The 23,678-nt window shown below is 72.3% G+C and carries 9 protein-coding genes; 1 reads left to right on the forward strand and 8 read right to left on the reverse strand.

What is annotated here, in order from left to right; genetic code table 11:
* Nucleotides 1-25: 25 nt before the first annotated feature.
* Genes WS61_RS01560 through WS61_RS01570 form a run of 3 tightly spaced genes read right to left on the reverse strand, consistent with a single transcriptional unit; the run spans nucleotide 26 to nucleotide 15,716 of the window.
* Nucleotides 26-1,057, reverse strand: a complete 1,032-nt coding sequence (locus WS61_RS01560; RefSeq protein ID WP_059498943.1) for a GNAT family N-acetyltransferase — start codon at nucleotides 1,055-1,057, stop codon at nucleotides 26-28.
* Nucleotides 1,047-6,032, reverse strand: a complete 4,986-nt coding sequence (locus tag WS61_RS01565; protein WP_059498944.1) for a non-ribosomal peptide synthetase — start codon at nucleotides 6,030-6,032, stop codon at nucleotides 1,047-1,049. Before WS61_RS01565 ends, WS61_RS01560 begins: the two co-directional genes overlap by 11 nt.
* Before the next feature lie 9 nt (nucleotides 6,033-6,041).
* Nucleotides 6,042-15,716, reverse strand: a complete 9,675-nt coding sequence (locus WS61_RS01570; protein ID WP_059499091.1) for a non-ribosomal peptide synthetase — start codon at nucleotides 15,714-15,716, stop codon at nucleotides 6,042-6,044.
* Nucleotides 15,717-15,988: 272 nt separating this feature from the next.
* Between WS61_RS01570 and WS61_RS01575 the strand changes: the two genes are divergently transcribed.
* The gene (locus tag WS61_RS01575; RefSeq protein WP_059498945.1) at nucleotides 15,989-17,734 is read left to right on the forward strand and encodes a cyclic peptide export ABC transporter; all 1,746 of its coding nucleotides are present in this window, start codon (nucleotides 15,989-15,991) and stop codon (nucleotides 17,732-17,734) included.
* Nucleotides 17,735-17,912: 178 nt separating this feature from the next.
* Here WS61_RS01575 and WS61_RS01580 read toward each other — a convergent pair whose 3' ends face one another.
* From WS61_RS01580 to WS61_RS01600, 5 genes are read right to left on the reverse strand one after another with little or no spacing between them, the layout of a single operon-like run.
* The gene (locus tag WS61_RS01580; protein WP_059498946.1) at nucleotides 17,913-18,935 is read right to left on the reverse strand and encodes an ABC transporter substrate-binding protein; all 1,023 of its coding nucleotides are present in this window, start codon (nucleotides 18,933-18,935) and stop codon (nucleotides 17,913-17,915) included.
* Entirely contained in the window at nucleotides 18,932-19,732 is an 801-nt protein-coding gene (gene fhuF / locus WS61_RS01585) for a siderophore-iron reductase FhuF (protein WP_059498947.1), read from the reverse strand. Before fhuF ends, WS61_RS01580 begins: the two co-directional genes overlap by 4 nt.
* A complete protein-coding gene (gene fhuB, locus WS61_RS01590) occupies nucleotides 19,729-21,819 on the reverse strand; it encodes a Fe(3+)-hydroxamate ABC transporter permease FhuB (protein WP_059498948.1) in 2,091 nt (696 codons plus the stop codon). The genes fhuF and fhuB overlap by 4 nt, the downstream gene beginning before the upstream one ends.
* Nucleotides 21,816-22,664, reverse strand: coding sequence for an ABC transporter ATP-binding protein (locus WS61_RS01595; RefSeq protein WP_059498949.1), 849 nt, complete (start codon nucleotides 22,662-22,664; stop codon nucleotides 21,816-21,818). The genes fhuB and WS61_RS01595 overlap by 4 nt, the downstream gene beginning before the upstream one ends.
* Nucleotides 22,661-23,671: a TauD/TfdA family dioxygenase gene (locus tag WS61_RS01600; protein ID WP_059498950.1), complete on the reverse strand. Its 1,011-nt coding sequence runs from the start codon at nucleotides 23,669-23,671 to the stop codon at nucleotides 22,661-22,663. The genes WS61_RS01595 and WS61_RS01600 overlap by 4 nt, the downstream gene beginning before the upstream one ends.
* Between the last annotated feature and the right edge of the window lie 7 nt (nucleotides 23,672-23,678).

Raw genomic sequence — 23,678 nt, forward strand, 5'->3', positions numbered from 1 at the left:
CTCCCTTGTCGGTGAATCCGGCCCGTCAGACGTGACGACCGGAGAAGAACGTCTCGCGCAGCGTGCGCATCCACAGCGGCTGCGCGTCGGCCAGCGCGAGACGGCGCTGCCGCGCGAAGCCGTGCCGCGCGAGATGGTCGGCAACCCGCGTGTGGCCGGCCGGAACGGCACAGCCGACCGCATCGGTACGCAGGTCGTCGAGAAACAGGTAATGCACGACGGACGGCAGCCAGCCGGCTACGCGGTGCGGGCCGCGCCAGCGCGGCTCGCCGACCAGCATCCGCAGCCCGCGGTCGTAGTCGCGCGCAGCGACGTGCGGCGCGAGCGCGTCCTCCTTCAGCCAGAACGCTTCGAAATACGCGAACGGCTCGCCGTCGAAGCAGCCGACGAGCGGCGTGACGTGCGGATCGGTTTCCTGCGGGCCTGCCGCGCCGCATGGCGCGGGCCGTGCGCCCGGCCAGCCGTCGCGCACACGCGGTTCGTCGAACCAGCGCGCGAGCCGCTCGGCATCCTCCGCCGGCTGCCAGCCGCGCAGCGTGAAGCGCACGCCGAGCGCCGGCAGGTCGCGCGCGTAGACGTCGCCGCGCGGCGCGGGCGGCCGGAGCGGATGACGCCGGCCGTCGGTGATCGTCGGCAGCATCGCGCACGGCGGAGGCGCGCCGACGCGCCACAGGTCGGCCTGTTGCGCCCAGCCGTCGCGCACGCAGCGGCCGCCGTCGGCGAGGACGCCGCTCGCGCGCAGCGCGTCGAGCGCGACCGCCGGCCAGGCGGCCGGGTCGAGCCGGATCGCCGCGTGGCGCGCGCTGTCCGAGAACGCCGCGGCCAGCGCGGCCAGCAGCGCCCGCCGCTGGTCGGCCGGCGCCGCGCGATGGTTGTAGGCGACGAGGCGCAGCGCGCCGTCGTCGCCAAGCTGCACGCGCAGCAACTGCGCGCCGATCCCGTCGCCCTGCGCGACGCGGATCTCCACGCCGTCGCGCACGGCGAACAGGCCGTCCGCGAACGCGAGGCGGTAGGTATCGAGCATCGTGAATCCGTCCGGACGCACCTCAGCCAGCATGGCGCGCCTCCTGTCCCGTTTGCGCTTGCGCATCGAGCCGCGCGCCGAGCGCTGCGAGCGTCGGCGCCGCGAACACGTCGGCGACCGTCAGCGCATGGCCGGCACGGCTTGCGGCGTCGACGAAGCGCACGACGTCGAACGACGTCGCGCCGGCTTCGAACAGGTCCGCATCGGGCTCGGGGGCGGCCGTCGCGAACGTGTCCGACCACAGCGCGGCGAGCACGGCAGCGGCATGCGACGGCATGGCGTGGATCCGTGTCGCGCCGTCGGCGCGCGCGCCGAACGCGACGTGCGTATCCGCGCGCTCATCGGGCGCGCCGAGCACGGCTTCCGACGCACCGGCGAAACGCGCGACTTCGTCGTGATACAGATCGACGAGCGTGTCGACGAAATCGCGCGCGAGCAGTTCGTCCGCATACGAGAACGCGGCGCTCACGCGGCCGTCCGGATGCTCGACGACGTCCAACTCCAGCGTAAACACGACACGATGGCGCACGTCGTCGAATTCGGCCAGCGACAGGCCGGCCCAGTCGCGCGCGGCCGCACCCGTCGGGCGCAGGTAGTTGAACATCACCTGGAACAGCGGATTGGCCTGCGCGGCACGCGGCGCACGCAACGCGGCCACCACATCGGCGAACGGCACGTCGGCATGCGCATACGCGGCGAGCGCCGTGTCGCGCACCTGTGCGAGCACGTCCGCGCGGCGCGCGGCCGGGTCGATGCGCGTGCGCACGACGACCGCGTTGATGAACAGGCCGAGCGCCGCGCGGGCCGCGTCGCCCGTGAGCGCGCGCGTCGACGCAAGCACGCCGACCGGCTGGTCGGCCACGCCCGTCGCGCGGAACAGCGCGGTGTTGAGCGCCGCGTGCAGCAGCATCGGCAGCGTGGCGTGCGACGCCGACGCGGCGTCGCGCGCGGCGCGAATCAGTTGCCCATCGAATTCGAACGCGATGCGGGCCGCGCGCCATTGCGGCACGGCCGGCGCGTCGGCACGCTGCGGCAGCACGCGCGACGGCAGATCGGCGAGCGCATCGCGCCAGTACGCGATGCGCGCCGGATGGCAAGGCGCCGGCAGCACGAGCGGCAAGGCCGGCTGCACGGCTTCGGCGGCCGGCACGGCGCTGCGCTGCACGCGGGCGACATAGCGGGCGCGCACCGCGTCGAGCCACAGCTCGATCGATTCGCCATCCGACACGATGTGGTGAATCGTCAGCGACAGCACGTGATCGTCCGCACCGAGCCGCAACACGCGAGCGCGCCACAGCGGCGCGTCGGCCGCGAGGTCGAACGGTGCGAGCGCATCCGCGTCGGTCAGCGCGGCCGCGCGGGAGAGCGCATCGGCGTGGGCCGACAGGTCGGTCACCGGCAGATCGATGGCAACGTCCGCGTCGATCCGCTGGCCCGGCAGCGCGCCGTCGCGAGCGACGAGCCGCGCACGCAGCGCCGGATGCACGGCCGCCGCGTCCGAGAACGCCGCGCGCAGCGCCTCGACATCCAGCGGGCCGCGCACGCGCAGCGCGACCGGAATGTTGTACGCGGCGCTGTCCGGTTGCGCGCGCCACAGGAACCACAGGCCGAGTTGCGCGGGCGACAGCGGCCATACGCCGTGCGCGTCCGGTTTGACCACCGCGACGCCCGGCGCCGCGGCGCCCGCATGCGCGGCGCGCGGCGCATCGGCCACCTGCAGCGCGTATTGCGCAAGCACGGGCGCCTCGAACAGCGCACGCACCGGCACGTCGCGGCCGAGCCGTTCGGTCACGCGCGTCGCGACGCGCACGGCCGCGAGCGAATGACCGCCGAGATCGAAGAAGTGATCGCCGCGGCCGACGCGCTCCAGGTTCAGCACGTCGCACCAGATCGCCGCGAGCACGGCTTCGTCGCCGTCGTGCGGCGCCTCGTACTCACGTTCGATACGCACCGGCGCCGGCAGCCGCGCGCGGTCGACCTTGCTGTTCGCGTTGCGCGGCAGCGCGTCGAGCACGATCAATTGCGAGGGCACCATGTAATCGGGCAGCGTGCGGCGCAGATGCGCGTCGAGCGTCGCGGCTTCGACCGGCTGCGCGGCTGCCTGCGCGTCGGCGGTCAGTTCGACGTACGCGACGAGTTGCGCGAGCGCGCCCTGCCCGTGCACGACCGCGCATGCTTCGCGCACCGCGTCATGTGCGGCGAGCTGCGCTTCGATTTCGCCGAGCTCGATGCGCAGGCCGCGCAGCTTCACCTGGTGATCGACACGGCCGATGAAATCGAATACGCCGTCCGCGCGGCGCCGCACGAGGTCGCCGGTGCGGTACAGTCGCGCGCCCGGCGCGCCGTACGGATCCGGCACGAAACGCTCGGCCGTCAGCGCCGGGCGGTCGAGGTAGCCGCGTGCGACGCCGATCCCCTCGCCGCCCAGATACAGTTCGCCGATCACGCCGACCGGCAGCGGATGCAGCCGCGCGTCGAGTACGTGCGCGGTGCGCGCGCCGACCAGCGTGCCGATCGGCAGATACGCGGCGTCGCCGAGCTTCGCGAGATCGTCGCCGGGGCGAAACATCCACAGCGTCGGCGTGATGACCGTTTCGGTCGGGCCGTAGCCGTTGACCACGCGCACGTTCGGCAGCGCACGGCGCAACATCGCGAACGCCTCGCGCGACGTCGCCTCGCCGCCGACGGTCAGCGAACGCAGCGTCGGCGGCGCGCCGTGCGCGAGCGCCCATTCGGCGAGCTGTGCCGCGCAGCCGGGCGGCACGTAGGTCATCGTCACGCCGTCGCGGATCATCATCGCGCAGGTCTGCGCGGGCGGCCACAGCACGTCGGCCGTCACCGACACGGCGGCGCCCGACATGTATTGCGAAAACCAGCCTTCGTGCGCACCGTCGAAATTGACCGACTGGAACAGCAGGAACACGTCGTTCTCGCTCGCGCCGTAACGCTCGGCGATCGCCGCGCAATGCAGCGCGAACGACGCGTGGTCGACGATCACGCCTTTCGGCTTGCCGGTCGAGCCCGACGTATAGATCGCATAGGCCGCGTGGCCGGGCAGCACGTCCGGCAACGCGACGTGCGCGGCTTCGTCGAGCGCATCGATCGCATCGGCGCGCCACACGCGCAGCGCAGGCAGTTCGGGCAGCGACGCGGCGCTCGCGGCGTCGGTCAGCACGTGCGCGATGTTCGCGTCGCCGACGATCTGCGCGAGCCGTTCGCGCGGGTGAGCCGGGTCGAGCGGCACGAACGCGGCGCCCGACTTCAGCACCGCGATCAGCGCGACGAGCAGGTCGACCGAGCGCTGCAGCGCGACGCCCACGCGCATCTCGGGCCGCACGCCGGCCGCCACCAGATGGCGCGCCAGGCGCGCCGCGCGGTTATCGACTTCGCCGCGCGTCAATGCGCGATCGACATCGGCGACGCCGCGTGCGTCGGGCCGCGCGTGCGCATGCGCGGCGATGCGCACATGCACCGGAACGAACGGCTCGGCAGCGGTCGCGCCGGCCGGCGCGTTCCACGCGAAGAGCTGCGCGCGTTCGTCGGCAGGCAGCCAGTCGAGATCGCCGATCGGCATGTCGGGGCGCGCGAGGGCATCGGTCAGCAGCGTGACGAAGCGCGCGGCCAGCCGTGCAATCGCATCCGCGTCGAACAGATCGAGCGCGTAGATGAAAGCAGCGTCGAAGGTGCCGTCCGGCGTCGCTTCGACGGACAGCGTCAGGTCGAATTTCGCGGACGGCGTGCCCGACGGCAGCAACGCGGCCGATGCCGAGCCGAGTGCCGGCAGCGCGCGGCGTTCGCCGTACGCGGCCATCACCTGGAACAGCGGATGGTGGCTTGCACTGCGCGGCACGCCGAGCGCGTCGACCACCTGCTCGAACGGCACGTCCTGATGCATTTGCGCATCGACGAGCGCGCGCTGCGTACGCGCGACCAGCGACGAGAAATCGCCGTGCGCGGGCACGTCGACGTCGATCGCCAGCGTGTTGACGAAGAAACCGATCAGGCCCGCGACTTCCGCGCGCTCGCGGTTCGCGGCCGGCACGCCGACGCAGATCCGTGCGTCGCCGGTCGCGCGCGCCAGCAGCGCGTCGAGCGCGGCGAGCAGCACCGCGAACGGCGTCGCGCCGGCCGCGGCCGCGAACGCGCGCAACCGCGCACCGATGCGCGCATCGAGCGAAAACACATGACGCGCGCCGCGCGCACTGCGCCGCGCCGGCCGCGCGGTCGCGCCGGGCAGCGTCAGCACGCCGCGCTGCGGATCGAGCCGCTCGCGCCAGAACGCGAGCTGACGGTCGCGCTCGCCGGCGTCGAGCCAGCGGCGCTGCCACAGCGCGTAGTCGGCGTACTGGATCGGCAGCGGCGCGAGCGGCACCGGCTCGCCCGACGCATACGCGCGATAGAACGCCGCGAGTTCGTCCAGCATCACGCCCGACGACCAGCCGTCCGACACGATGTGATGCACGGTGAGCGCGAGCCAATGATGCGTCGCGTCGAAGCGAATCAGATGCGCGCGCACGAGCGGCGGCGCCCCGAGATCGAACGGTTCGGCTTCGTCGGCCGTCGCGAGCGCTTGCGCGCGCGCCACGCGCTGCGCATCCGGCAACGCGTCGAGATCGGTTTCGCGCCACGGGCAGCGCAACGGCGCGTGGATCGTTTGCGCGACGCCGTCCTGCGCTTCGTCGAAGGTCGTGCGCAGCGCCTCGTGGCGCGCAATCAGCGCATCGCATGCGAGACGCAGCGCATGCACGTCGAGCGGGCCCGTCAGCGCCAGGCGCTCGGTGATGTGGTACGCGTCCGGCGCATCGATCAGCCGCGCGTGCAGCCACAGCCGCGTCTGCGCGAACGACGCCGGCACGCGGTCGCTGCGCGGCGTGCGCGGCGGGATCGGCAGCACGCGGAAGTCGATGCCGGCCGCGCCGAGCTTGTCGATGAAGACCGCGCGCTGCGCGTCGGGCAGTTGCGCGAAACGCGTCGCGAGCGCGAGCCAGTCGGGTTGGACCTTCGTCATCCGTCGTCCTTATTGGGTTTCCAGTTCGCCGAGCAGCGCGTCGATCGCGCTTGCCGCATCGGTTGCGCCGCGTGCCGCGCAGGCCGCGTCGATCGCTTCCGCGCAGCGCGCCAGCGTGCGCGTGTCGAACAGCGTGCGCAGCGGCAGCGCGAGCCCCCAGTGCAGGTTGGCCTGCGCGTGGGCCTGCGTCGCGAGCAGCGAGTGGCCGCCGAGCAGGAAGAAATCGCCGTCGCGGCCGATCGCGTCCACGTGCAGCACGCGCTGCCAGATTTCCGCGAGCGCACGCTCGGTATCGGTCGCGAGTTCGACGGCTTCGGTCGCTTCACGCACCGGCGCGGGCAACGCATGGCGGTCGCACTTGCCGTTCGGCGTGACGGGCAATGCATCGAGCTCGATCAGTTGCGACGGCACCATGTACGCCGGCAGTTGCGCACGCAGCGCGTCGAGCAACGCCGCGCGGTCGAGCGGGCCAGCGCCGCCGCGGGCGACGTAGCCGATCAGTTGCTCGTCGCGCACGATCACGACCGCATCGTTGACGCCCGGCGCCGCGCGCAGCAGCGCCTCGATCTCGCCCGGCTCGATTCGCTGGCCGCGCAGCTTCACCTGCGTGTCGACACGGCCGAGGTAGTCGAGCGCGCCGTCCGCGCGCCGGCGCGCGAGGTCGCCGGTGCGGTACATGCGGCCCCCCGGCACGAACGGATCGGGCACGAAGCGCTCGGCGGTCAGCGCCGGACGGCCGAGATAGCCGCGTGCGAGGCCCGCGCCCGCGAGATACAGTTCGCCGGTCGCGCCGGCCGGCACCGGCTGCCACGCGGCATCGAGCACGTGCAGTTGCAGGTTCGCGATCGGATGGCCGATCGGCACCGCGGCCGCACGCGCGTCGTCGGGGCCGCAGGTCCAGTGCGACACATCGATCGCGGCTTCGGTCGGCCCGTACAGGTTCACGAGCGTCGCGTTCGGCAAGAGGCGCGCCATCTTCGCGACGAGTTCGGGCGCCAGCGCCTCCCCGCTCGCGACGATCAGGCGCACGCTGTCGCATTGCGCGGCGGCCGAGAAATCGTCGAGATGCGCAGCGAACGCGGCGAGCATCGACGGCACGAAATGCAGCACCGTCACGCCGTGCGCGTGGATCGCGGCGGCCAGACGCGCCGGATCGCGGTGATCGCCCGGCGCGGCGATCGCGAGCTTCGCGCCGATCGCGAGCGGCCACACGAATTCCCACACCGACACGTCGAAGCCGAACGGCGTCTTGTGCAGCACGACGTCGTCGCGCGTCAGCCGGTACGCATGCTGCATCCACGCGATCCGGTTCGCGAGCGCGCCGTGCGTGTTGCCGGCGCCCTTCGGCTTGCCGGTCGAGCCGGACGTGTAGATCAGGTACGCGAGCTGCGCGTCGTCGATCGCGGCGGCGTGATCGTCGGTATCGCCCGCTTCGTCGGCCAGCAGTTCCGCGACCGTCAGCAGTTGCGTCTCGGCGCCCTCGCCCAGCGCGGCCTCGACCTGTTCGCGCAGATGCGCCTGCGTGATCGCGACGGCCGGCCGCGCGTCGCGCAGCAGGTAAGCAATGCGTTCGGCCGGATAGTCGGGATCGACCGGCAGATACGCGGCGCCGGCCTTCAGCACGCCGACGAGCGCCATCACCATGTCGAACGAGCGCTCGACGCACAGCGCGACCGGCGTATCGGGCTGCACGCCGCGCCGGCGCAGCGCAGCGGCGATGCGCGACGTCGCGGCGTCGAGTTCGCGATAGGTCGCGCGCTGCACATGGCCGCGAGCGTCCGCGTATTCGAGCGCGGTCGCGTCGGGCGTCGCCCGTGCCGCGTCGCCGAATTGCAGGTGCAGCGGCTGCCGTCGTTCCACCGGCCAGGTACGTGCGGTGTCCTGCGCACCCGTCAGCGCATCGCGGGTCGCATCGTCGGCGATCGACAGCGTGCCGAGCCGCGCGTCAGGCGTACGGGCCAGCGCATCGAGCGCGCAGGCGAAGGCGCGGTGCCAGGTCTCGACCTGACGCGCGTCGATGCGCGCGGTGTCGTAGCCGTAGTCGATCGTCAGTTCGACGCCGGTTTCGATCACGAGCGTCAGCGCGAAATCGGTCGCTTCGATGCTGCGTACGCCGCTCAACGCCAGCGCGCGCGGATCGGCATCGCGCGCGGTGTCGTCCACCGGATAGTTCTCGAATACGACCAGCGTATCGAACAGTGCGCCGCCCGCCCCGCGCGCCCAGCGCTGGATGTCGGCGAGCGGGGTGTGCGCGTGTTCGGCGGCGGCCGCGTTCTCGCGTTGCAGCGTTTGCAGCCAGTCGGCCGCCCGTTGCTGCGGCGCCGGCGCGGTGATCACCGGCAGCGTGTTGATGAAAAGACCGAGCACCGAGTCGACGTCCGCGAGCGCATCGGGACGGCCCGCGACGGTCGCGCCGAACGCGACGGCCGGCTGGTGCGTCATCCGCTGCAGCGCGAGCGCCCATGCACCCTGCACCAGCGTGTTGACGGTCAGTTTCAACGCGCGGGCGGTCTGCGCGACGCGCGTCGTCGTGTCGGCATCGAGCGTCGCGCGCCACGTGACCATCTCGGCATCCGCGCGGTCGGCCGTGCGTTCCGCGATCAGCGTGGGCGCGTCGAGCCGCGCCAGGCGCTCGGTCCAGAAGCGCTCGTCGGCGTCGCGATCGCGCGTGCCGAGCCACGCGATGAAGTCGCGATAGCGCAGCGCCGGACGGCTCGCGAACGGCGACACGGCGTCCGGGTCGCGGTAGTCGCGCAGCACGTCGGCGAGCAGCCGCGCGGTGCTCCAGCCGTCGAGCAGCACGTGGTGACGCGTCCATACGACGCGCCATGCGTCGTCCGTCACGCGGATCAGCGTGAGCCGCATCAGCGGCGGCTCGCGCCAGTCGAAGCCGCGTGCGCGGTCGGCCGCGAGCCACGCGTCGAAATCGGCGTCGAGCGTGTCGCCGCGCGTGCGCCAGTCGAGCTGCTCGACCGGCATGCGCGCGTGGCGATGCACGCACTGCAGCGGCGCGGCTTCGTCCGGCATCACGCTCGTGCGCAGGATGTCGTGACGCGCGACGGATGCGTCGAACGCAGCCGCGAGCCGGTCGGCGTCGAGCGCCGTTGCGGTCGCGACGAGCTGGTTCACGTAGCTCGCGTGGCCGGGCGCGAACAGCGCATGGAACAGGATGCCCTGCTGCATCGGCGACAGCGGATACACGTCGTCGATCGCGCGCCAGTCGAGCGGTGCGCGCTCGATCGCGGCCTGCGTGAGACCGGCCGCCTGCGCGAGCGGGAAATCGCCCGGCGTCGCGCCGGCGCCGCGATGCGCGACGCGCGACGCGCAGGCGTCGGCGAGTTCGCGCAGCGCGGCCGCGAAGCGTTCGGCGAACGCGTCGATCGTCGCGCGTTCGAATTGCGGCGCACCGTAGACCCAGTGAACCTTCAGCGTGCGCGCGCCGTCGCCGTCCGCGTCGAGGTACGCGTGGATCGCGAGCGTATTGCCGAGCGGGCCCTGCGGGTCGCGCTCGACGCCGGTGCCGCCGAAACGCGGGACGAGCATTGCATCGCGCGGCGCGTCGAACTGGCCGAGATAGTTGAACGTGACGCGCGGGCGCGGCACGGCGGCCAGCGTCGCGCGCGTCGCCGTATCGCCATGGTGCGCGAGCACGCCGAAGCCGAGCCCCTTGTGCGGCACCGCGCGCAGCGTGTCCTTGACCGCGCACAGCGTGTCGCGGGCCGTCGCTTCGACCGGCAGCGTCACCGGGTAATGACTCGTCAGCCAGCCGATCGTGCGGCTGGCATCCGCGTCGTCGAACAGCGCCTCGCGGCCGTGTCCTTCCAGCTCGATCCGGCACGATGCGGCGCCGCGCGCGCCGGCCAGCGCCAGCGCGAGCGCCGCGCCGAGCAGCTCGATCGTCTGCGTGCGATAGGCCGCGTGCGCGTCGGTCAGCGCGGCGCGGGTCAAGGCCGCGTCGATCGTCTGCACGACGACTGCCGCATCGGCGTTCGTCGCCGCTGCGTCGGGGTGATCGGGCACGATGTCGTCGCCCTGCGCCATGCAGGCCCAGTAGGCGGCTTCGGCTGCGAACGGCGACGCCGGCTCCGTTGCGGCGCGGGCGAGCCGCGCGGCCCATGCGTCCGCGCGCAGGCCCGGTTGCGACAGGCGGATCGGCGTGCGCTCGCATGCGGCGCGATAAGCGGTGTCCAGGTCGTCGAGCAGGATCCGCCACGACACGCCGTCGACGATCGCATGGTGAATCGCGAGATAGAGCCGCGTCGAACCGTCCGGCAGCCGCGCCGCGCACGCGCAGGCGAGCGGCCCGCTGCCGAGGTCGAGACGGCGTTGCAGCGCGTCGAAACGTGCCAGCGCGTCGGCTTCGTCGCGAGCGGCGGCTTCGACGAACGGCAGCGCGTCGTACGGCTTCGCCGCATCGCTCGCGTGCCACGTGCCGTCCGCGCCGCGCGCGAAGCGCTGACGGAATGCGTCGTGATGCGTGAGCAGCGCGTCGAATGCGCGGGCGAACGCGTCCGCGTCGAACGCGCCGCGCACATCGAACGACACCGACTGGTTCCAGTGGCCGCGGTGCGGGATATCGAGCGCGAAGAAGCGTTGCTGCGCGGGCGTCAGGATCGACGTGGCAGCCGGCAGCGCGACGGCAATCGCGTCTGCGCTTGCAGGCCGGGCGGCGATGGCCGTGTCGTCCGTTTTTGCGATGCGTGCGAGTTCGGCGACGGTCGGCCCGTCGAACAGTTGCTTCGGCGTGAAGCGCACGCCGCGCTTGCGCGCACGGGCGATCACCTGCAGCACGAGGATCGAATCGCCGCCGAGTTCGAAGAAATTGTCGTCGCGGCCGACTTTCGGCGCCTTCAGCACGGCTTGCCAGACGTCGGCGAGCACCGTTTCGACCGCGCCCTGCGGCGCATCGCCGGACGCGACCGCGACCGGCACGGCCGCCAGCTCGCGCAATGCCGCGCGATCGATCTTGCCGTTCGCCGTCACGGGCAGGCGCGCCAGCGCGACGAATTGCGCGGGCACCATGTAGTCGGGCAGCTTCGCGGCGAGCGCGGCGCGCATCGCGGCCTCGTCGAATGTCGCGCCGTCGCGCATCACGACGAACGTCGCGAGCCGCAGGCGGCCATCGTGCTCGATCGCGAGCGTTTCGGCCTGCGCGATCGGGCCGGCCGCGCGCACGGCCGCACTCACCTCGCCCGGCTCGACGCGGTAGCCGCGAATCTTCACCTGGTCGTCGATACGGCCGAGGAAAACGAGCCGGCCGTCCGCGCGCAACCGCACGCGGTCGCCCGTGCGATACAGCCGCGCGCCGGGCGTGAACGGATCGGGCACGAACCGTTCGGCGGTTTGCGCGGGGCGTCCGAGATAGCCGCGTGCGACACCCGGCCCGCCCAGATACAGCTCGCCCGTCGCGCCGGCCGGCACGCAGGCGCCGAACGCGTCGAGCACCAGCGCGCGCGCATTCGGCAGCGGCACGCCGAGCGGCACGCCGCTCGCGGGATCGCGCGCGTCGGCGGCGATCGACGCCGTGTCGCACGCGATCGCGCCGACCGTCGCTTCGGTCGGCCCGTAATGGTTGATCACGCGGCAGGCCGGTGCGAGCGCGGCCAGCCGCGCGACCAGCGCCCACGTGAGCGTTTCGCCGCCCGTCACGAGCGCGTGGCGCGGCAGCACGTCGGCCGGCGCGCGCGCATCGAGCAGCGCCTGCAGGTGGCTCGGCACGATCTTCAGCACGCCGACGTCGCGACGGCGCATTTCGTCGGCGAACAGATCGGGATCGAACGCACACGCGGCCGGCAGCAGGTGCAGCGTGCGGCCTGCGCACAACGCGCCGAACAGCGTCGTGTGGCCGAGATCGGCCGCGACGGTCGAGACCATCGCGAACGACGCGTCGGGTGCGAACGCGAGTTCGTCGAGCATCCCCTGCACGTAGTCGGCCAGCGCGCCGTGCGAGACGACGACGCCCTTCGGCGCGCCGGTCGAGCCCGACGTATAGATCAGGTACGCGCCCTGTTCCGGGTGCGGCGCGGTGCGCACGCCGGCCGCATGGGCCAGCGTCGCGTCCTGCACGAGCGCGTCGACGTCGAGCGGCTGCGCGTCGGTACCCGCCGGCCACGCAGCCGGCTCCGCGACGAGCGCCCAGCGCGCACCGCAGTCGGCAGCCGCCGCGGCGAGTCGCGCGGCCGGCTGCGCGGGGTCGAGCAGCACGGCCAGCGCGCCGGCTTTCAGCGCGCCGAGCAGACCGACGACGAAACGCGCCGAGCGCTCGATGCAGACGACGACGGCCGCCTCGGCGGCCACGCCGCGTTGCGCCAGCGCCCGCGCGATGCGGTTCGATGCGTCGTCGAGCTCGGCGAACGTCAGCGAAGTCGATGCGTCGGAAAGCGCGATGCGATGCGGATACGCGGCCGCCTGCCGGGCGAATGCGGCGACGATATCGGCATGTTCGACTTGCAGCGCACGGCCGTCGCGCGGCTGGCGCGACGCGGCCGAAGCATCGCACGGTAGCGTGGCCGTCGTGTGCTGCGGATCGCGCGCGGCCGCGCCGACGAGCGCCGCATAGCTGTCGAGCCATGCGCGCGCGGTATCGGCGTCGATGCAGTCGGTCGCATACGCCGCGACCAGTTCGATCCCGTTCGCGTCGTCGGTGAAATCGAGCGCGAAGTCGAAGCGCGCGGCGAGATCGGGGCCCGGCGTCGCGACCGCCGTGGCGCCCGGCAGCACGCTGTCGTGCCGTGCGTCGAACTGCTGCGCGAACTTCACCCGCAGCCATTCGTCGCCGCGCTTGACGGGCGGCTTCACCGCGTCGACGACACGCTCGAACGGCACGTCCTGGTGCGCGACCGCGTCGAGTGCCGCGGTACGCGCCGCGTCGACGAGCGCGCGGAACGGCAGCGTCGGCGCCACGCGTACGCGCAGCGCGACCGTATTCAGGAAAAGGCCCAGCAGCGCACGCGTTTCGGGACGCTGGCGATGCGCGACCGGCACCGCGACGACGACGTCCGTTTCGCCGGTCAGGCGCGACAGCCATGCGTCGAGCGCCGCCAGCAGTACCGTGAAGACGGTTGCCCGTGCGTCGCGTGCGAGTTGCCGTACGTCGGCCGCGACCGCATCGGGCAGGCGCACCGACACGCGCGCGCCGTGCAGCGTGCGTACCGCGCCCGGCTGGCGATCGACCGGCAGCGCGAGCGGGCCCGGCACGTCGCGCAACGCGCCGCGCCAGTAGTCGAGCTGGCGCTCGCCCTCGCCGCCGGCCAGCACGTCGCGCTGCCAGTCCGCGTAGTCGGCGTACTGGATCGGCAATTCGGGCAGCGACGGTTCGCGGCCTTCGGCATACGCGCGATACGCAGCCGACAGTTCGTCGAACGCGCAGCGCGAGCTCCAGCCATCGGTGATCGCGTGATGCGCGGTCAGCAGCAGGCGATGACGATCGTCGGCGAGCGCGATCAGCGTCGCGCGCAGCAGCGGGCCGCGCGCGAGGTCGAACGGCTCGGCCGCGTCGCGCTCGGCGAGACGGGCGGCTTGCGCGTCGCGGGCGGCCGGCGGCTGGTCGCGCAGGTCGACCGCGACGATCGGCACCGGCAGATGCGCATGAATCCGCTGCATCACGACGCCGTCGTCGTTGTCGACGAGCGTCGTGCGCCAGGCTTCGTGACGGCCGATCACGTGATCGAGCGCCCGCTGCAACGCGTCGCGGTCGAGCGCGCCGTCGATCGTCCAGTGTGCGGCGATGTGATACGCGGCGCTGGCGCCGCGTGTTTGCGCGAGCACCCAGAAACGTTGCTGCGCGAGCGATGCCGCACGGTCGATGTGCGGCGCACCCTGCGCACCCGGCGCCGCCGCATCGGCCGCCGCACGGCGCGCGGCAATCGTGGCCACCGGTTCGCCGGTCTCGCGTTCCGCCCGGTCGAGTGTTGCGGCCAGTTCGGCGAGCGCCGGATCGGCGAACAGCGTATCGAGCCGCAGATTCACGCGCACGGTGGCGCGGATCGCGGCCTGCAACTGCATCGCGGCGAGCGAATCGGCGCCCAGCGCGAAGAAGCGATCGTCGCGCGACGGCGTGACGTCGAGGCCCAGCAGCGTCTGCCAGAGGCCCGCGATCTGCCGTTCGGTCGGCGTGCGCGGCGCATCGCCTGCGCCTTGCGCCGTGTCGCGCGCGGCGGCGATCCGCTCGCGCAGCGCGGCACGGTCGAGCTTGCCGTTCAGCGTGTACGGCAGCGCATCGCAACGCACGAACCGGTGCGGCTGCCAGGCGGCCGGCAATTGCGCGGCCACGTGCGCCTTCAATGCGGCATCGTCGGCCGCCGCGCGCAGCGCGACGCACGCAATCAGCCGCGTCGGCCCGTTGGCGGTTTCGGCCACCACGGCCGCGTCGGCCACGGCCGGGTGCGAGCGCAGGCATGCGGCGATTTCCGCCGGCTCCACGCGCACGCCGCGCACCTGAACCTGATCGTCGAGGCGGCCGAGAAAGTCGAACGCGCCGTCGTCGCGCAGGCGTGCGAGGTCGCCCGTGCGATAGACGCGCGCGCCGGGTTCGCCGTGCGCATCGGGAATGAAACGTTCGGCCGTGAGCGCCGCGCGACCGTGATAGCCGCGTGCGATGCAGACGCCGCCGAGCAGCAGCTCGCCCACGCCATCGGCTGCGGCGCCGCCGATGCGTGCCACGCGCGGGCCGATCGCGCGGCCGATCGGCAGCGACGCATACGCGTCGTCCGCGGCCAGCACCGGCGTTTCGCCCGGTTCGACCGGCCACAGCATCGGCGAGATCACGGCCTCGGTCGGCCCGTAACCGTTGATCAGGCGGACTGCCGGGAACGTGCGGCGCACGAATTCGAACGCCTGCTGCGGCAGCGCTTCGCCGCCGAACGCGAGTACGCGCAGTGCCGGCGGCACGCCGTCGCGCGCGGCGACGGCCGCGAATTCGCGCAGGTACGCGGGCGGAAATGCGGCGACGCTGACCGCTTCGCGCACCATCAGCGCATGCGCGGCGTCCGGCGCGAACGGCTGCGGCGGCGCGACGACGATGCCGGCGCCGACCGCGAGCGGCGCGAGCCAGCATTCGTGCGCGGCGTCGAAATTGACCGACGCGAAATGCAGCAGACGGTCGCCCGCCTCGATCGGCAACGCGGCCGCGAGCGCGTCGCAATGCGCGGCGAGCGGCCCGTGCTCGACGACCACCGCCTTCGGCGTGCCGGTCGAGCCCGACGTATAGATCATGTACGCGGCCGAACGCGGGTGCACGGTCGTCGTGTCGTCATCGAACGCATCGTCCTGCGCGACACCCGATGCGTCGGCCGTCGCGTCGAACGCGTGTTCGAACGGCGTGCCGAGCGCCGCACGGCCGGCGGCGTCGACGATGCCGTGCCGCAGTTGCGCGTCCTGCACGATCCAGTCGAGGCGTGCGGCCGGATGGCGCGGATCGAGCGGCACGAACACGCCGCCCGCCTTGAGCACGGCCAGCAGCGCGACGAACAGTTCGCACGAACGCTCGACACATACGCCGACCCGCACTTCGGCGCCGACGCCGGCCGCGCGCAGGCGCCGGGCGAGTTGCGATGCACGTGCGTCGAGCGCACCGCGCGACAGGCGCAGGTCGTTCTGGAAAGGCACCGCGATCGCAGGTGCGTCAGGCGCGATGCGCGCCAGTGCGCGGATTCGGTGATGCAGCGCAGTCGGGAAACTCGTCATGTGCGTGAAGTCCTTCGGTCCGGCCGCTTCGGCCAAGTCTCGGGGCCGCTTGGGGCGGCTTCACTGGTGTGACGAACGACGCGGCCGATTTTTTACCGTTTTGCGCGCAAAGTGCGTGCGACCGCTTTTTTTGACGACGGGGCTAAATATTTGCGCGGCCCGTTCGTCTATCAGGGAGGAACGCCGCAACGGGGCAAGCTCCGCCCGCTGCGTTCGCGCCAGATTCGCCGTTTTTCGCGTTATTGCCCGCCTTCCCTTTACCGACGTTGCCGATGACAGCCGCCCACGAGCCCTCCTCCCCGCCGTCCCTCGACGCTTCCCCCGCCCGCCCCGCGGCGCGCCTGATCCTTGCGCTGCTGCGCGAAAGCCGCGTGTCGCTCGCGCTGGCGCTCACCGCGTGCGTGCTGAACGGCGTCGCGAGCGTGCTGCTCGTCGCGACGCTGAACCGCGCGCTGTCGCAACCGGGGGCGGCCGATGCATCGCTCGCGTGGCGCTTCGCGTTGTGCGCGGTGATCGCGCTCGTCACGCGGATCGTGTCGGGCACGCTGTTTGCCCGCCTGTCGCAGGACACGATGGCGCGGCTGCGCGTGCATCTGGCGCGGCGCGTCGGCGCGGCCGAATTGCGCGACATCGAGCGAATCGGCGCCGCACCCGTGCAGTCGGTGCTGACCGACGACGCGACCAACGTGTCGATGCTGTTCTTCGCGTTGCCGAACCTGGTCATGCATGGCTCGATCGTGTTCGGCTGCCTCGGCTATCTGGCGTGGCTGTCCTGGCCCGTGTGCGTGCTGGCGCTGGCCGCGATCGTCGCCGGCTCGCTCGGCTATCACACCGGCGACCGCCGCGCGATCGCGTCGCTCGAAGCCGCCGGCCACGCGCAGGACCGCCTGTTCGGCTATCTCGGTTCGCTATTCTCCGGCGCGAAGGAGCTGAAGCTGCACGATGCGCGCGCCCGCCAGTTCGTCGACGGCCAGCTCGGCGCCGCGATCGGCGAGGTGCGCGACCACCGCCGCCGCGCATTCAGCGCGTATGCGGTCGGGGTCGGCTGGATCATCTTCCTGTTCTACGTGTTCCTCGGCGTCGCGTCGTTCTGGCCGCAGCTCGGCGTGCATGCCGACCCGGCCGCGGCCGCCGGCTACGTCGTCGTGTTCCTGTTCATGCTCGTGCCGCTCGACGGCCTGCTCAACAACCTGCCGACCGTCAACGCGGCGCGCGTGTCGCTCGCGCGGATCGAAGGCGTGATGGCCGAATTCGGCGCGCTGCGCACGGTGCCGCCCGCGGCCGATGCGCCCGACGTGCCGCCGGCCGGCGCCGTCACGCTGCGCGGCGTCACGCACGCGTATTTCCACGAGCGCGACGAACGGATGTTCAGCATCGGGCCGATCGACCTGACGATCAAGCCGGGCGAGCTCGTGTTCATCGTCGGCGGCAACGGCAGCGGCAAGACGACGCTCGCCAAGGTGCTGACGGGGCTCTACGAGCCCGAGCAAGGCACGATCGAGGTCGATGGCCGCACGATCGGCTGGCGCGAGCGCGCAGCCTACCGGCAGCGTTTCAGCGCGGTGTTCAACGATTTCCATCTGTTCGATGCGCTGCTCGGCATCGTCGACCCCGACGATCCGTCGCGCGCACAGGCCGATGCGCGGGCGAACGCGCTCGTCGCGAAACTCGCGCTCGACCACAAGGTGAAGGTGGTCGACGGCGCGTTCTCGACGCGCGCGCTGTCGACCGGGCAGCGCAAGCGGCTCGCGCTCGTCGTCGCATACCTGGAGGATCGTCCGTTCTACCTGTTCGACGAATGGGCGGCCGACCAGGATCCGTCGTTCAAGGCCGTGTTCTACGAGCAATTGCTGCCCGAGTTGCGCGCGCGCGGCAAGGCCGTGATCGTGATTACGCACGACGACCGCTACTTCGACCTCGCCGACCGTCTGCTGAAGCTCGACAACGGGCGCATCGTCAGCGACACGCAACCGGCGCGCGTGCGTGCGCAGGATGGCGTCGATGCGCTGAGCGCGTAACGCGGCGGTCGATCGAAACATCGCCGGCACGCTGCACTGGCAGTGTGTCGGCGATTGTCGGATTGTCGTTTCGCAGGGAATGGAGCGCGAAGTGTGGCGAACGGGAAAAAGCGGAAGCCACGCGTCGTCAGCCAGCACGACGCCCTGCCGGCATCCCCCGGCGCCATCCTCCGCGCACTCAGCGCACGGCCGGCAGCTTCAACATCGTGTCGGTCATCACGTCGGCCAGCTTCAGCGCCGACATCGGGCCGCCGAACCCCCAGATGTTGCGCTCGATCAGCGCGATCCGGTGCGCCTTCAGCGCGGGCACGAAACGCCACACCGGCGAATCGAGTTTGGCCGACAACGGCACGTCCATCTCCGACGCGGTCACGAACAGCACGGCGAGATCGCGCTGCCGCAGCAGATCGGCCGACGTCACGTACAGCGTGCCTTCCCGCGTCGGCTTCTTCGGCCACGGATCGAGCCCGAGCGCCCGCGCGAGGCCCGCGGACGTACTGTTGCCCGTATAGGCCCAGTAACGATCGGGCAAGCCGAGATCCTGCAGCAGCGCGACGCGCTCGCCGTTGCGGCCCGCGGCCGCGAGCCGCGCCGCATTGCGCGCGATGCCGGCGTCGAGTTGCGCTTCGACTGCCTGCGCGCGCGCGTCGCGCCCCGTCACCGCGCCGATCGTCCGGAAGATCTGCCGCATCCAGTCGAGCTGCGTGACCGGCACGCCGCCCTCCGACACGTTCGGGCTGAACTGGAACAGGATCGTCGGCGCGATCCGGTCGAGCGCGTCGAAGATCGGCGCATGCCGGAAACCGACGCCGATGACGAGATCCGGCTTGACCGCCGCGATCGCCTCGAGCCCGGGCTCCTGCCGCGAGCCGACGTCGGTCACGCGCGCGAGCTGCTCGCTCCGGTAGCCGAGCCAGCCCGGGTAGAACGCCGTATCGGCCATCCCGACCGGCACGATGTCGAGCGCGATCACGCTTTCCGCGAACATGAAGTCGAGCGCAACCACGCGCTGCGGCCGCACGGGCATCTTCGCGCTGGCCTGCGACACGACGGGATTGCCGGCCAGCGACACGGCGCCTTGCGTACCGCCGGCGCCCCCGGCCTCGGAAACGGCGGCCGCCGATGCGGACAACGCGCCGCAGCACGCGGCGCCGAGCGCGGCGAGTGCGCCGAGCGCGTGCCGGCGGCCGGGGCGCGTCACCGGATCGCGTCCTGCTCGGCCAGCGCCGCGTCGTCCATCGTCAGTAGCAGGGGGCAGCTTCCACACAGTTGCGTTTCTCCAGGAATTTCGTAGCGCAGGCAGCACACGCGGCGCGCGCGAAACGGCGTCGGCAGCAGCGGCGAGCGCGGCAGCGCGTCGCGCACCGGCATGCGCAGCGGATTCGACTCGCCGTGCATGCAGGTCGAACCGAACAGCCAGTTCGCGTCGCCGACGGGATCGGCCGCGCACGGCAACGCACGACAGGTCTCGAGCAGATAGTCGAGCAGATTGCCCGCGTTGCTCCACAGCACGCGCGGCGTGACGCGCCCCATCGCCGCGAGCCGGTCGATCACCGCGCCGAGATGCGCGATGAGCCCCGCATAGCGCGGCTCGGGATCGTCGCACGGCGCACCGAGCGCGTCGCTTGCGAAATACAGCGCGGCCGGCATCCCGCCATCGAGCGCGACGAACGTACGCTCGGGCGTCATGTCGAGCGGCCGACCGAGCGTCAGCGCGGCGACGACGCCGGCCGTCGCCGCGCGGCCGAAATAGTATTTGCTCCACTGCGACATCAGCGCACGCGCATGCTGAGTCGGATCGCCGCCGTAATGGTCGACCATCGCGCCGAGCACGGCGTCGCGGTGCGCGGGCAACGCGCTGACGGGCACGACGATGCGACCCGGCGCGTGGGCATCCTCGGGCATGCCGAGCCACACGACGTCGAGGTGTTCGGCGAACGGTTGCGGCGCGAACGCCGAAAAGCGCATGGCACGCGCGCCGTCGAGCGACGGCGTCATCGCCCCGCGCGCCGGGCGCGGCGCCCCTCGAGAACCAGCAGCCCGAGCAGGTACGGTGCGCCGATCAGCGCGGTCAGCACGCCGGCCGGCACTTCGCGCGGCGCGACGACGATGCGCGCCGCGAGATCCGCGGCGCCGAGGATCAGCGCGCCGCACGCCGCCGCGAGCCACAGCCGCGTGCGATGCCGGCGCGCGCCGAGCATCGTCGCGACGTGCGGCGCCATCAGCCCGATGAAGCCGACCGGCCCGACCGCCGCGACCGCCGCGCATGCGGCGAGCGTCGCGATCGTCAGCGCGAGCGGCCGCAGCGCCGCCACCGGCAGGCCGAGCGCAGCGGCCTGGTCGTCGCCGAGCGCGAGCATGTCGAGCGGTTTCGCGAGCCACGCGAACACCGGCACCGCGAGCGCGCACCACGGCAACAGCATCGAGACCTCGCCCCAACTGCGGCCATACGTGCCGCCGACGAGCCACACGACGAAGCGCGCGGGCTGCACGCTTTCCTGCGTGATCAGCCACTGCGCGAGCGTGGTCCACAACGCGCCGATCACGATGCCCGTCAGCGCGACCGCGAGCGGCGCGTAGCGATGCCGGTGATTCAGCGCGAGCGTGATCGCGAGCGACAGCCCGCCGCCGATCAGCGCGGCGGCGGCAAGCGTCACGTGGCCCATCAGCGGCCACGTCGACAACGCGAACAGCGTGACGAGCCCCGCGCCCTGCGTGACGCCGAGCACTTCGGGGCCTGCGAGCGGATTGCGCACGACGCTCTGCATCGCGACACCGCTGACGGCAAGTAGCGCGCCGGCGAGCAGCGCGCACAGCAGGCGCGGCATGCGCAGGTCGATCAGCATGCGCGCGAGCGCATCGTGACCGGACAGCGCGGCCGACCAGCGCGCGGGCGACAGCCACTCGGGCCCGGCCGACACGCCGACCAGGACCACCAGCACGCCCGTCGCGACGAACAGCGCGGTGCGCAGCGGCCAGCCGAGCCGTTCGAGCCAGCCGACGAGCCGCGTCGAGCTGCCGCCCGCCGCGCGTTCGGCATCCGCGTGCAGCACGCCTGACCACGCGGCGCCGCGCCGGATCATCGCGAGCATCAGCGGCGTGCCGACCAGCGCGATCGCGACGCCGGTCGACAGCGTCGCGTCGAGGCCCGACGCGAGCACCGCGCTGTCGGTGACGAGCACGAGCGCGCCGCCGGCGAGCGCCGACAGCGGCACCAGCACGCCGAGCCGGGCCGCGCGCGCGCCGCGCACCTGGCGCAGCAGGTTCGGCGCGACGAGGCCGACGTACGACAGCGGGCCGGCGATGCTGACGGCCACGCTCGTGAACGCGACCGCGACGATCGTCGCGGCGAGTCGCGTCGCATCGACGCGCACGCCGGCCGCGGCCGCCGCATCGTCGCCGAGCGTGAGCGGATTCAGCGGCCGGATCACCAACGGCAGTGCGATCAGCGGCACCACGAGCCAGCGCACGGCGAGCGCGAGGCCCGTCGCGCCCGGCTGGTACAGGCTGCCGTTGGTCCACAGCGCGGCGCCTGCGATGTTCTGCTCGAAGAACGCGAGCACGAGCGTCGACAGTGCGGCGAACAGCAGCATGCACACGCTGCCCGCGAGCACGAGCCGCAACGGCGTCGCGCGCCAGCCGCCCGCCGCGACGATCGCGCACGCGGCGGCGGCGAGCCCGCATACGAACAGCAGCGGCACCGACGCGACGCCCGCCAGCGCCGGCACGAGCATCGCCGCGAGCAGGCCGAGTTGGGCGCCCCCCGTCACGCCGAGCAGGTCGGGCGATGCGAGCGGATTGCGCGTGAGCGACTGGAACAGCGCGCCGGCGATGCCGAGACAACCGCCCGCGACGAGCGCAGCCGCGACGCGCGGCAGATTGAGGTCGAACAGGAATACGTGCGCGAGCGACGCGGCATCGCTGCCGGGCGCCGCGTCCCACCACACGCGCAGATCGGGGGCAATCCGCAGCGCCGCGAGCAGCGCGATCAGCACGACGAGGCCGAACGCGATCGCGCCGGCCCGCCCTGTCGTCGCCCCGTTGCCCGTCGCCGCGAGGCGCTTGCGCATCGCGAACGTCGTCATACCGCGAGATCCCGGTCGAAGACGCCGGCCGCCTGCGGCGCGCCGTCGGTCGACGGCCCGTAGGCCGGCACGCACATCGGTGCGCCCGTGCGCGGATGCGCGAGCTTCAGCATCTCGACGCCGAACGCCGCGCGCAGCCGCGCCGGGTCGAGCATCGCGTCGGGCGTGCCCTGCGCGACGAGGCGGCCCGCGCGCATCAGCACGATCTCGTCGCTGTACGCAGCCGCCTGGTTCAGGTCGTGCAGCACCCACACGATCGTCAGCCCGCGCGCACGGTTCAGCGCACGCAGTGCATCGAGGATGTCGAGCTGGTGATGGATGTCGAGATAGGTCGTCGGTTCGTCGAGCAGCACGATCGGCGCCTGCTGCGCGAGCGCCATCGCGATCCACGCACGCTGGCGCTCGCCGCCCGACAGCGCGCCGACGTCGCGCTGCGCATCGTCGGCGAGGCCACTCGTTTCGAGCGCCTCGTCGATTGCCGCATGATCGATCCGCGACAGGCCGCGCAGGAAGCCGCCGTACGCATAGCGCCCGTACGCGACGAGCTCGCGCACGGTGAGGCCCGACGGAATCTGGTTGAACTGCGCGAGCATCGTCAGCTCGCGCGCGAGCGCGCGACGGCGAAACGATGCAAGCGGCTTGCCGTTCACTTCGACATGACCGGCGCGCGCGGGCTGCAGGCCCGCCAACGTGCGCAGCAGCGTGCTCTTGCCGCAGCCGTTCGGTCCGCACAGCGCGGTGACGCGGCCGGCCGCGATCGACAGGTCGAGCCCGTCGATCACGACATGGTCGCGATATCCCACCGACAGCCCGCGCGCGGCAAGCGCGGCGGTACTACGCGTCATCGATCCTCCGTTCGGTCGCGCGGGACCGTGTAACTCTGGGCCATCGCGACGACGACCTTGCGCGGCCCCTCGAACGGGTCGCGTGCATGCGCGCTCAGCATGTTGTCGAGCATCAGCACGTCGCCGGTGCGCCACGGGAACACGATGCGCTGCTGGTCGAGCACGCCGCGAATCTCCGCGAGCGCGTCGGCCTCGAGCGGTTCGCCGTCGCCGTAGTACACGTTGCGCGGCACGTTCTCGAGCCCGACCGCGTCGACGAGCGCTTCCTGCATGTCTTCGTCGAGCGCCGACAGGTGAAACAGGTTCGCCTGGTTGAACCAGACGCGCTCGCCCGTGCGCGGATGACGCGCGACGGCCTGGCAACGCTCGCGCGTGCGCAGCAGCAGCTCGCCGTCGTCGTCGGTGCGCCACGCGCATTCGATGCCGCGCGCCGCGCACATCCGCTCGACCTCGGCCGGCTCGTCGGTGCCGAACGACTGCTGCCACGGCAGATCGAGCCCTTGCCCGAAATTGCGCACGTACAGCAGCTCGCGCTTCTCGAAGCGCGCGACGAGCGCCGGATCGAGTGCGCGGTACACGGCGCGGCTGTCCGCGATCGGCGTCGCCCCGCCCTTCGGCGCGGCGAGCGCGCAGTGGAACCAGATCCGCAGCGGCCATTCGCGCGTGTACGACTGTTCGTTGTGCAGCGGAATCGCGCGGTGCGGCGGGTATTCAGTCGACGTGTAGACCGCGCCTTCGACCTGGCTGCGCGGCGTCGACGCGTATTCATAGCCGATCAACGGATCGCCGAACGAAGCCGCGAACTGCTGGAACGCGTCGATCGACGGCACGCGAAAGCCCGTGAACAGCACGCCACCCGCCCGTTCGAGCGTGTCGGCCGCGATCTCGCGCGCCAGCGACGCGACGTCGTCGATCGACATCCCGTCGTTGCCGCGCGGCGACACGACGGTGGGCAGCCCCGGCTCGATACGCAGGTCGTCGAGCGTCGGCAACGAAAGCAGGGTCATGCAAACG

It is taken from the genome of Burkholderia sp. ABCPW 11, from assembly GCF_001523445.1.
Lineage (GTDB): Bacteria > Pseudomonadota > Gammaproteobacteria > Burkholderiales > Burkholderiaceae > Burkholderia.

Excerpts from the sequence above, each read along its gene's own strand:
- WS61_RS01600 (WP_059498950.1), bottom strand. The coding sequence starts at position 23,671 with ATGACCCTGCTTTCGTTGCCGACGCTCGACGACCTGCGTATCGAGCCG.
- WS61_RS01575 (WP_059498945.1), top strand. The coding sequence starts at position 15,989 with ATGACAGCCGCCCACGAGCCCTCCTCCCCGCCGTCCCTCGACGCTTCC.
- WS61_RS01570 (WP_059499091.1), bottom strand. The coding sequence starts at position 15,716 with ATGACGAGTTTCCCGACTGCGCTGCATCACCGAATCCGCGCACTGGCG.
- WS61_RS01565 (WP_059498944.1), bottom strand. The coding sequence starts at position 6,032 with ATGACGAAGGTCCAACCCGACTGGCTCGCGCTCGCGACGCGTTTCGCG.
- WS61_RS01560 (WP_059498943.1), bottom strand. The coding sequence starts at position 1,057 with ATGCTGGCTGAGGTGCGTCCGGACGGATTCACGATGCTCGATACCTAC.
- WS61_RS01595 (WP_059498949.1), bottom strand. The coding sequence starts at position 22,664 with ATGACGCGTAGTACCGCCGCGCTTGCCGCGCGCGGGCTGTCGGTGGGA.
- fhuF (WP_059498947.1), bottom strand. The coding sequence starts at position 19,732 with ATGACGCCGTCGCTCGACGGCGCGCGTGCCATGCGCTTTTCGGCGTTC.
- fhuB (WP_059498948.1), bottom strand. The coding sequence starts at position 21,819 with ATGACGACGTTCGCGATGCGCAAGCGCCTCGCGGCGACGGGCAACGGG.